Raw genomic sequence first — 14,096 nt, 5'->3', positions numbered from 1 at the left:
GCCAGGAACTCAGATTCTGTCACAACTTGACGGCGACGGTTCTCTTTACGTCCTTCCTTACGGCGCTGACGCTTAGCTTCCAAACGAGTAGAACCCTGTACACCTGTCACTTCATCATTGATGTCGTCCGGTTCCTCAACCCGAGTGCGACGGCGACGACGGCGACGTGCAGTAAGTAAATCTTCTTCGTCGTCATCATCGTCAGATTCTAAGTCCGCTACCGTTGGCTCTACTTCTGCTTCTACTTTTACCCGCTTACGAGTTCGAGCACGCCGAGCAGGTTCAGGTTCACCGTCCTCGGAAAAAACCGTAGTTGTTTCGGAACGCAACGGAACCGAGACTATCTCTGGCTGAATGAATAAAAGGTCTGCATAGGAAGGAGTCGCCGGGGCTTGCGGTACCGGAGGTAAATCCACTGCGGCGGTTGAAGCAGCCGAGAAAAGCGACACAGAAAATGGTGAAGTAATCGCAGCTTCAACACTCTCTAGCCCACTAAATAATGGACCTGCTCCTAGTTCGTTAGACATAGGTTCGTTAGACACTAGTTTTCTCCAAAAATCTTTTTGCAAGCAGTTCTAAGTAACTTACTTGCGTCGCCCACTCAAGGACGGAAACCTTCGTGCTCTGCCTTAAAAATATTGTTTAAGCACTGTCGATAATTATCGCACAAACCCCCGGTCAATGCCACACCATCACAGCAAGCCGGTTGCGCGAAAAGCAACTAGCAAACTTAGCGAAACAATCCTTACAAAATGCATGTCTTATATGAGGTCAATGTATTTTCAATACAAAATTGTTTCTTAAATAAGTTTTTTGCAATGAATTAATGCCCCAACAAACTGACACACCCACAGCGCCGTGTCACCAAAAATAGGCATTATCAATGCAATTTAGGAAAACCTAAGCAGTATCCGCAGTTTTCCTATGAAACCCACTTTTTTATAACTATGCTAGATAGGTAAAGTCACGCTCTATTCGCGACTTCAACAATGTAAGTAACCCATTCAACGGAAAGGTGGACGAATGACAGTCCTCCCAGCGGCACTCGATGCAGTGTTCCTGGCACGTTGGCAGTTCGGTATTACTACCGTTTACCACTTCCTCCAGGTACCACTAACCATCGGCCTGAGCCTCCTGGTCGCCATCATGCAGACCAAGTGGCACCGTACCGGCAATGATGTCTGGCTGAAGGCAACCCGCTTCTTCGGCAAGATCTTCCTCATTAACTTCGCCCTCGGCGTAGCAACCGGTATCGTTCAGGAATTCCAGTTCGGTATGAACTGGTCCGAATACTCTCGTTTCGTAGGTGACATCTTCGGCGCACCTCTGGCTGTAGAAGCTCTGCTCGCATTCTTCATCGAATCCACCTTCCTAGGTGTCTGGATTTTCGGTTGGGGACGCGTATCCAAGGGCATGCACCTAGCTTCCATCTGGCTAGCAGCACTGGCAACCAATGTTTCCGCAATCTGGATTCTGGGCGCTAACTCCTGGATGCAAGCTCCAGTCGGCGCACTGTTCAACCCAGAAACTGGCCGTGCAGAACTCAACGGCACCGCAGGCTTCCTGGATGTAGTCACCAACCCAGTCCTGGCACTGACCTTCTCCCACGTATTCTTCACCTCCATCTTCACCGCTGGTACCCTGGTAGCAGGCCTGGCACTCTGGTGGATTGTACGCGCAGCTAACGCAGGCGAAGCCGGCGAAGCAGAAGCACGTAACTACTGGACCCCAATCGCTCGCTTCGGTGCAATCGCACTGCTCATCGGCGGTCTGGGCGTAGCAGTATCCGGTCACTTCCAGGGTCAGCACCTCATCGAAGCACAGCCAATGAAGATGGCAGTTGCTGAAGGCATCTGTATGGACACTGAAGGTGCAGCATTCACTGTTGCAGGCTTCGGCGAATGTCCACTCGATGACTCCGGCGACATGACCCGCTTCATCACCATCCCAGGACTGGCATCCTTCCTGTCCCACGATGACTTTGGTGCAAAGGTAGAAGGCGTACGCGACATCCAGGCACGCCTGGTAGAACAGCTCAACGCAAACGAATCCTTCACCTCCCGCTACGGCGATGCTGCACAGTACGACTTCCGTCCACCATCGATGCCAACCTTCTGGTCCTTCCGTGTAATGATCACCATTGGTTTCGCATCTATGCTCACCGGCCTGGTAATTCTGGTTGGTCTGCGTGGTGGTCGCCTGATCCGCAACAAGCTGATCGGTACTCTGGCAGCATGGTCCATCATCTTCCCATTCATCGGTGCTTCCGCAGGATGGATTTTCACCGAAATTGGTCGTCAGCCATGGATCGTCTACCCTAACATCGCCGCTGCAATGAACGGCGACCCAGTTGGTGGCGTTCTGCAGCTGACTGAATACGCAGCATCCGGTGCAGTTCCTGGCCCACAGGTTGCACTCACCATGGTCCTCTTCACCCTGCTCTACGGCGCACTCGGTGTAGTCTGGATCGTCCTTATCCGTCGTTACGCTTACGAAGGTCTGCACGTTACTTACCACGGTGAGGGCGATGCAGAAGACACCCTTCTGAAGTTCGGATACTGAGAAAGGCTAGGAAAATAAAATGGATTGGCTGAGCATTCTCTGGTTCATCCTCATTGCCGTTCTCTGGACCGGCTACCTCATCCTCGAAGGCTTCGACCTGGGCGTCGGCGCTCTCATCCCACTAGTAGCTAAGAACGACGAAGAACGTTCTCAGACCGTTAAGACCATCGGCCCACACTGGGACGGAAACGAAGTATGGCTGCTCACCGCAGGTGGCGCTACCTTCGCAGCTTTCCCAGAATGGTACGCAACCATGTTCTCTGGCATGTACCTGGCACTATTCCTGGTACTAGTCCTGCTGATTCTGCGTATCGTTGCCATCGAATGGCGTAAGATGATCGATACCGTACAGTGGCGCAAGACCTGCGACTACACCCACACTGTAGTAGGCTTCGGCGTACCAGTACTCATGGGTGTTGCATTTGCTAACCTGGTACAGGGCATGCACATTGAAGTTGTTGACCCAATCACCAACGAACCTCTGGCAGGTCCAGTTACCCCAGAACTACTGGTAACCGGCGTACACAACATCACCGGTGGTTTCTTCTCACTGCTTACCCCATTCACCATCCTCGGTGGCCTGGTAGTATTGGCAATCTGCCTCTCCCAGGGCGCACAGTTCCTTGCACTAAAGACCACTGGTCCAGTCTTCGAACGCGCTGAAAAGCTCTCTGCAACCTTCTCTCTGGCTGCAACCGTACTGACCGCGGTATGGGCACTGTGGGCGGTACTTGCATACGCAGAAACCGTTTGGGCATGGCTGCCACTGGTAGTAGCTGCTCTGGCACTCATCGCCTCTGCAGTCTTCTCTCAGAAGGCATTCAACAACAACATGGTTTCCTTCCTTTGCTCCTCCGCAGGCATCGCCGGCGCAGTAGCATTCATCTTCACCGCAATGGCACCAAACGTAATGAAGTCCTACCTGGACCCATCATTCTCCCTGACCATTGCACAGGCTTCCTCCACTCACTCCACCCTGGTAGTGATGACGATCGTAGCCGTAATCTTCGTGCCAGTAGTACTGGCCTACACCGCATGGTCCTACTGGGTATTCCGTGCACGTGTAACCCTGGAAGACATCCCAGAAAACATGGGTCTGCTGCCAAAGCAGGTTCGTCTGGGTGCAAACTTCCTGCAGGGCTGAGTAGCTTAATACTCTAACTTTGGGGGTTGAGAACGAAAGTTCTCAACCCCCATTTTTATATCTAATCATTTCAACAAAGTCGGGTTACAGGGTTATACAACATTTGGCGTTGCCAGCCTCCTAGCTTCTCGTCATTTTATGGGCAACGTCTCTGGTAGCAAATCGCGCATACGAGCGGCAAATAATGTCTGCAGATAGCAACGAGAGTCAGAAAACAACGAAACTTAGTACAATCAATATAAGAGAACTAAGACTTAAGGACCAGGCTTTTGAAACCTCTCGATAAGCGCCTGCTGAAATACGCAGAATCCGCCCGCAAATACATGGTATTCATCGTTATCACGGGCACTATCGGCACCCTCCTCACCATCGCCCAAATCATGGCGATATCCGGAGCTATCTCACCAATCATCACAAAAGAAAAGCAGTTCTCAGACGTTTACTGGATTATCGCCGTGCTGGTAGTCATCGTCCTCGCCCGCATTACACTTACCTACATCCACCGCGCTTACGCGCACCGCGCCGCTAACCAGGCAATCCAAGAACTACGTAAACAAGTACTAGATAAAGCTACAGCTCTGGGGCCACGCTGGCTATCCCTAAACTCTACAGACACTGTTACGCTCACCACCCGCGGATTAGATGACCTGGGCCCATACTTCGTCTCTTACCTACCCCAGCTAGTACTCTCAATGATTGCTACTCCCCTGGCACTAGCTGTCATCCTCTACCTGGATTTCCTCTCCGCATTCATCGCATTAGTTACCATCCCGCTGATTCCAATCTTCATGATTCTAGTCGGTAAACTAACTCAGGACTACTCCGATCAAAAGCTTCGCACGATGGAACGCTTGGGCTCCCAACTACTAGACTTAATTTCTGGTCTGCCAACACTGAAGGCGCTGGGACGCGAATGGGCGCCAGCAGCCCACGTTGATAAACTCGGCAAAACCCATGCGCGTACCACCATGCAGACCCTACGCGTCGCCTTCCTCTCTGGCGGCATCCTCGAATTCCTCGCTACGCTTTCAGTCGCCTTGGTCGCTGTAGAAGTTGGTATCCGCCTAGTTTATGACCACGTAGACCTGTTCTCTGGCCTGGCAATCATCATGCTCGCCCCAGAGGTTTATGCGCCACTACGTGAGGTTGGTAAAAACTTCCACGCCTCAGCTGACGGTGTAGCTGCCGCTAACGCTGCTTTTGAAATCATCGAAGCCCCAGCTGAACTAACCAACACTGATATTGCGGTACCAGCATCTGCAGACACTGAAACTTTGAAGATTAAATCTGTACGGTTTAATGACTTAGCAGTAGCAGCCCGCGGGTTCTGGGCTCCAGCAGAACTTACTGCCAGCATTCCAGCAGGTAGTATCACTGCTTTAACAGGCGCTTCAGGCGCTGGCAAAACAACCACCGTTTTAACTCTATTAGGTTTACTACAACCAACTATCGGGCAAGTTTCCCTAGAACTTGAAAAACCTAACGGAAACACTGAGCTAACCGCCCTCGAAAAAATTTCTAAAGAAAACTGGTGGCACAACGTCACCTGGGTACCGCAAGCACCAGCGATCGTCCCCGGCACCGTCAAAGAAAATATTGCACAGGGCCAAGCCTACTCAACCCAGCAACTCAACGAAGCCGCCCGCGCCACCGGTTTCGACACCGTCGTAAATTCCCTGCAAAACGGCTGGGACACGCAACTAGGACACGCCGGAGTCGGCCTCAGCGTCGGCCAACGCCAACGACTGGCACTTACCCGCGCGCTCCTGCACCCCACACAGGTGATGATTCTAGACGAGCCAACCGCCCACCTAGACTCCCTCACCGAAGCACAGGTAATCGACACAATCCTAAAACTGCAAGCACACGGCAGTACCGTCATCGTCATCGCACACCGCAAAGCAGTTACCGAAGTCGCTACCCACATCATTGACGTGCACGCCCGCCCAGCCACCGCTGCCGAACTCACCCAGTATCCGCAGCTAAGCATCGACACCGTAGAAGAAGAAAACCTACTGGCAACGCCACGCCTACTCAATGACCTCTTACAAGACTCAGAAATGCAGCCAACCGAAGGTGAGGAAACCAAATGAAACTATTCGTCACCGCCAGCGAGTGGGCTGCGTTAAAAAAAGTACTGCCACTCTTAGAACTAAATAAACGCCAATTCGCGTTGGCAATACTACTAGGATCCCTCGGGCTAGGAGCTTCCCTGGGTCTGGCTGCCACCTCAGCTTGGCTGATTGCCCGCGCTTCCCAACACCCCCCCGTACTTTACCTAACCATGGCAACTGTTGGCGTGCGCTTCTTCGGTATCTCTAAAGCATTGCTCCGCTACGTACAACGTCTGGCCTCACACCACGTTGCTATGGGCGGTATCGCAGCCCTACGTTCTAATGTTTACCGCAAACTAGCAGGAGCGAAAACCTCTACCCTAGCTGGTTTAAAACGTGGCGACCTACTAGCACGTACCGGCTCCGATGTAGACGCATTAGGCGACCTGCTGGTTAAATCCGTACTGCCACTATGCGTTTCCCTGGTAGTCGGTATCGGTACTGTAGCGGGTATTGCAATCATTTCTGTTCCCGCGGCTGTGGTACTCGCAGTAGCTCTCTTCCTCTCTGGCTTCGTGGGACCAGTACTCACTGCCCGCCACGCACGTTTAGGTGAAATCGCTAATGACCAGGCACGCCTAGGGCTAGTTGAATCTACCACTACGCTGCTAACTAACTCTCCAGAACTGCTCGTCAGTGGTGGCTACCAACAGGTGCGCGATGATATCAGCGCAAATGAAAGCCGGTTGATTAAGTCTCGAGACAAAGCCGCAAAACCAGCTGCTGTAGCTGCCGCAATTGATCAATTAGCAATCGGTATTGCTGTTACGGGTGCGATTTTGATTGGAATCCCCAGTGCCGAAGCCGGACTTATTTCAGTTCTTTCTATTGCTATCTTGACTTTAGTACCGCTGGCATCATTTGAAAGCACTTCCGAACTGGCCGCCGCCGCCGTGCAGCTAGTTCGTTCCGCCCGCGCTGCTGAACGCATCCAACAGATTATTGAACCGGATACTTTGGTTAAAGACGCACAACTGCCTGCAAATGCAGCGCAAGAACCTGTCTTAGAGGTTAAGAATCTGTCTGTTGGCTGGCCAGGCGGACCAGTTATTGCTTCTGGTTTGAACTTAACTCTACAACCAGGTCGTTCTTTCGCTCTGGTGGGTCCTTCTGGTATTGGCAAAACGACTTTACTTTACACGCTGGTGGGCATGTTGGAACCAGTTGCAGGATCAGTGAAGCTTAATGGCGTAAACGTACATAAGATTCGCGGTGAAGAAGTCGGTAAGGTCGTTTCTTTCACTCCTGAAGACGCGCATATTTTCGCTACTTCTGTGATTGAAAACCTACGTGTAGCTAATCCAAGGGTAACCCCCGAAGAAACTGCAGTGCTTTTGGATAAAGCCGGGTTAGGAACTTGGTTTAAGCATTTACATGAGCAGGAGAACACGGTTTTAGGATCTGGTGGCACTTCCCTATCTGGTGGTGAGCGGCGGCGTATGCTGTTAGCCCGTGCGTTTGCGAATCAGGCTCCGCTAATGCTTTTAGATGAACCGGGTGAGCACTTAGAACCAGCTACTGCTGATGCGCTAGTTACGGATTTGTTGAGTGTCCGTGATGAGCAGCGTGGCACCCTGCTGGTCAGCCACCGAGTGAGTGCGTTGGCTGCTGCAGATCAGATTCTGGTGATGTCTCATGAGGATGGAGTTACGACGATTTCTGCTCAGGGCACGCATGAAGAGTTGTTAGCTTCCTGCGATTCTTATCGACACGCGTGTGAGGCGGAATCCGCCGCGGATGAAGCTCTTTTGAAAGGCTAAGTAATGCAGAATATTCATTTCACTAATCATTCCGATCCAGTGCCGTTGGTGGCAGCGACGCTGGGTTTGGCGAGCCAGCTGGAAGTTAATGAGATTTTGCAAGAGTTCGTCACGCAGGCTTGTCAGTTGACGCAGTCGCAGTACGGTGTGTTGGCGTTGGTTGATACGTGGGGTACGCCGACTTCTTTGATTTACTATGGTTTGCCGGATTCCGTGCGTTCCCAGCTTGAGGCTTCACAGCTTCCTGCGAAGTTGGCTGAGTTGGCGCCTGAGATGGGTTCTTTGATTCTTGATGATGTTCCGTTGGAGTTGCGTTCTGAGTTTTTGCAGGTCACGGGCTCTGATTTGCATTCGTTGTATGCGTTGTCAGTTTCTATTCACACGCAGGTTTTTGGCCGTTTGTTCCTAGCGGATAAGCAAGGTGGTTTTTCTGAGGCGGATACTCAGTTGCTTTCCTTGTTGGCGAAGGCTGCGGGGGTTGCGGTTGAGAATGCGCGTTTGTATCGTGAGGCGCAGAATCGTGAGCGTTGGATTCGTGCGTCGCAGGATATTACTTCCGCGATGTTGGGGGGCGCTGATGAGGAAGAGGCGCTGGTTTTGATTGCGAAAACGGTGTTGGAGGTTGCGCAGGCGGATACGGCGTTGATTATTCTTCCTTCGGTGGGTTTCACGTGGGCGTGTGAGATCGCTGAGGGGTATTTGGCTGAGCAGATGATTGGCGTGGTTTTCCCCGCTGAGGGACGCGCTATGGCAGTGCTTTCCGAGGGCGTCGGAATGATTGTTGATTCGATGACGCGGGCGTCTACGATGCGTGTGCCGGAGTTACGTGATTTTGGCCCTGCTTTATATGCGCCGATGATGAACCGGGATACGGGTACTGGTGTTCTTTTATTGCTACGTAAACCGGGTGAACCTGAGTTTGATGCTTCTGATTTACCTTTGGCTGAGTCTTTAGCATCTCAGGCAGCGTTTGTGTTGGAGCTGGCTTCTGCGCGTCATTTGGAAGATGTCGCTACTTTGTATGATGAGCGTGACCGGATTGGTCGTGACTTGCATGATTTCGCTATTCAGCAGCTGTTTGCGACTGGTATGCAGTTGGATACGGCTATGAAGAAGGTTGATTCTGATGAGGTGTCTCGTGCTGAACTAGTTTCGATTCTGCAGGGTGCTTTGGGAGCGGTGGATGAGTCTGTCCGCCAGATTCGTTCGATTGTGCATAGTTTGCAGGATAAGGATTTAGCGACGGAGCTTTTGGAACGTATTTACCGGGAAACTTCGATTGCCCGTAATTCGTTGGGCTTCGCCCCTGGTTTGATTATTAAGATTGACGGCGATGTGGTCGCGGCTGATGATGAGGATCGTTTACGCGAAGTTAATCGCCGCATTGGTTCTGATCTTTCTGATGATGTGGTGGCAGTAATCCGCGAGGGTATTTCTAATGTGGCGCGTCATGCTAAGGCTACTGCGGCTAAGGTTATTGTCCGGATTGAGGGTGAGGCTCCGGAGGGACAGGTCACTATCCGGGTAATGGATAATGGCGTGGGTATTCCGCTAGATCGTACGCGTACTTCTGGTTTAGGCAATTTGCGAGCACGTGCGCGGCGTCATGGTGGTGATTGCACGGTTTTGCCACGTGAGGATCATTCGGGTACGGCGCTCACTTGGACTGCTCCGATTTTCGACGAGTAATCTTTGCGTGCGAACTTAAGTTCCGACGCAACAAAAACGCGGCAACGCGAGTTTCCACGCAAAATATCCACAATAATATATAAAGTTGGTCTCCTTACTCAAAGATTCCGGGTAAGGGGACCAACTTTAAAATCTCAGTTACGCCAAGCAGCTGCGCGCTGTCCGGCGACCCAGGCAGCTACCTGCGTACGACGCTGCAGCCCCATCTTTGCAAGCAAAGAAGTAATATGGTTCTTCACGGTCTTTTCAGCCACTCCCAGCTTTTCGCCGATTTCACGGTTTGAAAGACCATCACCAATAAGGTTCAGCACTTTACGTTCAGCAGGAGTAAGGTCTGCGGTTGGATCACCGTGGTCTGCTTTCCGGCGCGTTACAGTACGTTCATCCAGCAGTACTCGCCCATCGGCAATAGCGCGAATCACCTCGGTAATTTCTGCACCATGTACAGTCTTTAACACGTATGCTAAAGCGCCTGCTTCTAAAGCTTCTGCCAATGCAGAGTCATCATCAAAGGAAGTGAGGACGATTGGCTTAATACTTGGCTTAGTCTCACGGAGGCGACGCATAATGTCGATACCAGTACCGTCAGGTAGCTGTAGGTCCACGAGCATTACGTCAGGGACCACCAGCTCTGCACGGCGAATGGCATCTGTGACCGAACCAGCTTCGGCAACTACTTCTAAACCGTCTGCACGGTCGACGATTTCGGCGATACCGCGACGTACGATTTCATGATCGTCAATAATCATGACTCGAGTCTGTTCACGCTTAGTCTCTACGTTCATGCTTTCCGGCTCCTTCTAGGTAGTCGCTGGCAGGTACCACAGTAATGATGTGACCTTCCACCTATATTCTCTCTAAGAATGAGATTACCGCATTTGTGGCATGCTTGACCATTACGGCCGTAAACTTGCAGGCTTATCGCAAAGTACCCAGGCTCTCCAGAGACATTCACGTAAAGACTGTCAAAAGAAGTTCCACCAACTTCAACGGCAGCTCGCATTACCTGTTGCGCAGCTTCAAGTAAAGCTACGGCCTGTTTCTGAGTTAAGGAAGATCCCGGGACAGAACCGTGCAAACCACAGGCAAAAAGTGCTTCATCAGCGTAAATGTTACCGATACCTGACACCAGTTCCTGTTTTAACAACAGAGTTTTCACCGCGACAGCTGACCTACGTAGTTGCCTAGCTACAGTCACCACGTTGAACCCCAGATCCAGTGGGTCACGCGCAATATGAGTAGCACTCGCTGGCATCATCGGCATTTTAGAGCCACGTCCCCCGGGGAAACCATCCGCACATGGAACTAAATCAACTACTTCAGCTTTACCGAAGGTCCGCTGATCAACATGCGTATATCCGGTACCGTCCGTAAATTCAACGCGAATATGCTCATGTTTACGGCGTTCAGCGGGTTTTTCATCCCAAGCATGTACCTGCCCTGACATTCCCAGGTGAATCACCAGTGCTTTAGCATCGTCCAGCTCCAGCCACAAGAACTTTCCGCGTCGCACGGCAGCTTGAATCTTAGCGCCCTCGAGCAAATAAATAAACTCTTGCGCGCCACCAGGCTGCGTACGCACCATCCGCGTATTCCAAACCGAAACTTCCGCGATTTCCTTGCCAACTACCCGCCCAGCTAAACCAAGGCGAATAGTCTCCACCTCAGGTAATTCAGGCATTCGTATCCTCTACCGGCATGAAATGATCCGGGTCAGTTCCCTGCGTGATATTAAAGTACCCGGCGCGCGCAGCCTCAGACTTAGCTCCCTTTTTCGAGGACGCTTGGCCGTGCCCCACCAGTTCGCCACCCACAGTTACCGTGGCAATGAAGTAACGGGCGTGGTCGGGACCGAATCCCTCTGCCTCATAGATTGGTTCGCCCAAGCTTGCCTCCGCACAGTATTCCTGCAAGGTGGTCTTATAGTCAGAAGATTTCCCCAACTCGACTGCGCGTTCTAAGAATGGACGCAAGTGGTATTCAACAATCCGACGCGTAGCTTCTAAACCGTGGCTTAAATAGGTAGCGCCAATCATAGCTTCCGTCATGTCACAAAGGATGGAATCACGATCCCGTCCCCCAGTGAGGTTTTCGCCCTTACCTAGCAGAATGAAGTCACCCAAGCGAATGTTACGCGCCACTTGAGAGAGGGTCTTTTCCGAAACGATTGCTCCACGCATCCGTGACAAGTTTGCTTCAGAAGACTGCGGGTAATTCTTATACAGGTACTCAGTAACGATAATTGATAAAACTGAGTCGCCCAAGAATTCCAAGCGTTCATTCGGCTCAATGTTGCCGACTTCAAAAGCGAAAGAACGATGCGTAAGAGCCAAAATGAGTAGTTCTGGATCAAAGCTAATCTGCCAAACTCCAAAAAGATCAGCCAGATTAGTATTAAGTGCGGCAGGTGGAGCTGCCTGTTTTTTACGCTTACGCACAGCCATTATTTTTCAGCATCTGCTAATAGTGCTGCCAACTTTGAAAAACGTGGATCAAGCAGTTCATGCGCGTGGTCTGCAGGCAGGTCACGCAGTGGCTCACCACAAGTCTCGCACAGTCCCTCACAGTCATCAGAACACAGCGGAGAAAACTCCATATCCGCGATGATAGCGTCACGCAAGAGTGGTTCCAGTTCGATTTCATCTGCTTCCAGAATCTGCAGGTCTTCAACAGCTTCTTCACCTTCGTCAGCAACCATGCGTTTAATTGCCTCGGGGGTGAAGTAAAGTTCATCAAGCTGCAAATCTACGTCTTCAGTGAATTCGTCCAGGCAACGCACACAAGCGGAAGTCACTGGGACCTGAGTGCTGATGCGAAGCAGAACACCGTCAGTCATTGACTGAGCAGTCGCATTTACGTGTAGCACAGTGCCTGGTTCGACTCGCATTACGGAAGTGCCAAGGTCATCCCCTACTACCAGGTCCATCTCGTAGTCACGGAAGTGATCGGGGCGGGTAGGCAAGTCAACGATTGAAAGTTTCGCACCGTTGAAGTCATGCGTAGTCAAACTAAACTCCTTTTAGTTTCATTCACCGCGACGAGCTTCACGTCGCGCTTCGATAGTTTCCACACCAGCTACGGTCTGGTTGTAAATCTTTTCTACCGCGTCCAGTAGGTTGTTAAGGGATTCTGAACAGTAGCGGTCAGCACCATCAGCTAGCTTCACAGCGTGATCATTAGCTTTTGCAACGATTTCTTCGGCACGTGCCAGTGCAGCCTGTGAGACAGCTTCCTGACTAATCAGGTAGTCAGCGTGGTTTTGTGCATCCTGAAGCTGCGTTTCAATTTCATTGGCAGTTTTTTCTTTCAGGGAAGCTACTTCTTCTTGTGCGCGGTTACGCAGATCTTCAGCTTCTTTGCGGGCGCGATCAACCATGGCAATAGCTTTTTCTTCAGCTTCTTTAACCAGGGTATCTGCACGCAGATTAGCTTCCATGATGGTGCTTTCTGCCTGCTGATCTGCGCGGGTCATTAAGTCATCTGCGTCTGCGAGTACGCCGTTTGCTTCCTGCAGGTCATCTGGCAGGGATTCGCGTGCTTGTGCAAGCAGTTCAATGATGTCTGCTTTGTTTACTAAAACGGAAGCACTCATTGGCAGAGCACGAGCAATCTCAACCATGTTTTCAATCTGGTCGAGGATGGCGATTACGGTTGATGAACGGTATTCATCACCTTCGTCGTAATATTCGTCTTCGTAGACTTCTGCATCTAGTTCTTCGTGTGACATGACTACCTCAATCTGGGGTGGACCTAGTTTGTTTCTAGTCTACGGTTAATCGCTTTAAAAACTGGTTTAGACACTAGGTTTTCAATATTTCCGTGGTGTTTCGCCAGCTCTTTCACCAGGGATGAAGAAATATGTGCGTGGGTGGGCTCGGCTGGCAGGAACAGAGTTTCTATTTTCCCGAGGGCGCGGTTTGCAACTGCTTGCACAGTTTCATAGTCGAAGTCAGTTGCACTACGAATGCCTTTGATTAAAACCACTTCCCCGTCGAGATTCGCCTGACACCAGTCCATTAAAAGACCATTAGTAGCCTCGACCCGGACGTTTTCAAACTCTACTACTGATGCTTCAATCAAGGAAACACGTTGTGAACTGTCAAACCAATACTGTTTAGCACTATTTGAAGCTACTAGCACTACAACTTCTGGAAATAGCTGCGCACAGCGTTTAACCACATCTAAATGTCCCACCGTCACGGGGTCAAAAGAACCTGGGATTACTGCAGTAACCATCCTATTCCTCCTCATCTTCCAAAAGACCATTCGGCGCATAGGTTACGAACCAGGCGCGGGTTTCTCCCCAATCACGAGAGGATTCCAAAACATAATCCGCCGGCCAGGTTGGTTCTGCAGTGCGAGTGGAAGTTTCCACTACCAGCAGAGCATTATCCACCAGGTGTGAACGCAATCCTTCTAGCACTTGAATCATTTGTTTTGCAGGGAAATCATACGGAGGATCTAAAAATACCAGCGTATAGTTTCCCATTCCCGGATTATTTGCAAACTTCACAGCATCCGCACGCAAGACTTGAAACTGCGCAGGTTTACCGGTCGCCGCCACATTAGCCTTGCAACAAGTAACCGCAGCTGCTCCGAAATCCACCAGCGTAGCCTGCGCAGCACCCCGCGAAACAGCTTCAATCCCTAAAGCTCCAGAACCCGCAAAAAGATCTAAAACCTTTGCGTCCTGCAGCTCATCCCAAGTCTCTAACCGTGAAAACAGTGCTTCTCTAACACGTTCTGAAGTTGGGCGTGTACCGCTTGCTGGGACGCTTAATTTCCGCCCTCGAAAATTTCCCGCAACAATCCTAGTCATAAAACCAG

At 51.0% G+C, this 14,096-nt stretch carries 12 protein-coding genes; 5 read left to right on the top strand and 7 right to left on the bottom strand.

Annotated features, from left to right (window positions below):
* Positions 1-1,023 precede the first annotated feature (1,023 nt).
* The 5 genes from HMPREF0044_RS07525 (at position 1,024) to HMPREF0044_RS07505 (ending at position 9,269) form a co-directional block, all read left to right on the top strand.
* Complete coding sequence (locus tag HMPREF0044_RS07525) at positions 1,024-2,562, top strand: cytochrome ubiquinol oxidase subunit I (protein WP_006547537.1); 1,539 nt, start codon at positions 1,024-1,026, stop codon at positions 2,560-2,562.
* Between the two features lie 19 nt (positions 2,563-2,581).
* Entirely contained in the window at positions 2,582-3,706 is a 1,125-nt protein-coding gene (gene cydB, locus HMPREF0044_RS07520) for a cytochrome d ubiquinol oxidase subunit II (protein ID WP_006547536.1), read from the top strand.
* A gap of 269 nt (positions 3,707-3,975) precedes the next feature.
* Positions 3,976-5,799 (top strand): thiol reductant ABC exporter subunit CydD, encoded by a 1,824-nt coding sequence (cydD, locus tag HMPREF0044_RS07515; RefSeq protein WP_006547535.1) that lies wholly within the window; start codon positions 3,976-3,978, stop codon positions 5,797-5,799.
* Positions 5,796-7,580, top strand: a complete 1,785-nt coding sequence (gene cydC, locus HMPREF0044_RS07510) for a thiol reductant ABC exporter subunit CydC (RefSeq protein ID WP_006547534.1) — start codon at positions 5,796-5,798, stop codon at positions 7,578-7,580. Before cydD ends, cydC begins: the two co-directional genes overlap by 4 nt.
* Positions 7,581-7,583: 3 nt before the next feature.
* Positions 7,584-9,269: a sensor histidine kinase gene (locus tag HMPREF0044_RS07505; RefSeq protein ID WP_006547533.1), complete on the top strand. Its 1,686-nt coding sequence runs from the start codon at positions 7,584-7,586 to the stop codon at positions 9,267-9,269.
* Between the two features lie 134 nt (positions 9,270-9,403).
* Here HMPREF0044_RS07505 and HMPREF0044_RS07500 read toward each other — a convergent pair whose 3' ends face one another.
* From HMPREF0044_RS07500 to rsmD, 7 genes are read right to left on the bottom strand one after another with little or no spacing between them, the layout of a single operon-like run.
* Complete coding sequence (locus tag HMPREF0044_RS07500; RefSeq protein WP_040313274.1) at positions 9,404-10,018, bottom strand: response regulator; 615 nt, start codon at positions 10,016-10,018, stop codon at positions 9,404-9,406.
* Positions 10,019-10,050: 32 nt separating this feature from the next.
* Positions 10,051-10,950: a bifunctional DNA-formamidopyrimidine glycosylase/DNA-(apurinic or apyrimidinic site) lyase gene (gene mutM, locus HMPREF0044_RS07495; RefSeq protein ID WP_006547531.1), complete on the bottom strand. Its 900-nt coding sequence runs from the start codon at positions 10,948-10,950 to the stop codon at positions 10,051-10,053.
* On the bottom strand, positions 10,943-11,713 hold the full coding sequence (gene rnc / locus HMPREF0044_RS07490; RefSeq protein WP_006547530.1) for a ribonuclease III: 771 nt from the start codon (positions 11,711-11,713) through the stop codon (positions 10,943-10,945). The genes mutM and rnc overlap by 8 nt, the downstream gene beginning before the upstream one ends.
* The gene (locus tag HMPREF0044_RS07485; RefSeq protein ID WP_040313245.1) at positions 11,713-12,276 is read right to left on the bottom strand and encodes a YceD family protein; all 564 of its coding nucleotides are present in this window, start codon (positions 12,274-12,276) and stop codon (positions 11,713-11,715) included. Before HMPREF0044_RS07485 ends, rnc begins: the two co-directional genes overlap by 1 nt.
* 18 nt (positions 12,277-12,294) lie before the next feature.
* Complete coding sequence (locus tag HMPREF0044_RS07480) at positions 12,295-12,996, bottom strand: hypothetical protein (protein WP_006547528.1); 702 nt, start codon at positions 12,994-12,996, stop codon at positions 12,295-12,297.
* Positions 12,997-13,019: 23 nt separating this feature from the next.
* The gene (gene coaD, locus HMPREF0044_RS07475; RefSeq protein WP_040313243.1) at positions 13,020-13,505 is read right to left on the bottom strand and encodes a pantetheine-phosphate adenylyltransferase; all 486 of its coding nucleotides are present in this window, start codon (positions 13,503-13,505) and stop codon (positions 13,020-13,022) included.
* A gap of 1 nt (position 13,506) precedes the next feature.
* Positions 13,507-14,088: a 16S rRNA (guanine(966)-N(2))-methyltransferase RsmD gene (gene rsmD, locus HMPREF0044_RS07470; RefSeq protein ID WP_006547526.1), complete on the bottom strand. Its 582-nt coding sequence runs from the start codon at positions 14,086-14,088 to the stop codon at positions 13,507-13,509.
* Positions 14,089-14,096: the final 8 nt, after the last annotated feature.

Origin of the sequence: Gleimia coleocanis DSM 15436, assembly GCF_000159015.1 — a bacterium.
Lineage (GTDB): Bacteria > Actinomycetota > Actinomycetes > Actinomycetales > Actinomycetaceae > Gleimia > Gleimia coleocanis.
This window is presented reverse-complemented; position numbering and strand designations above follow the sequence as displayed.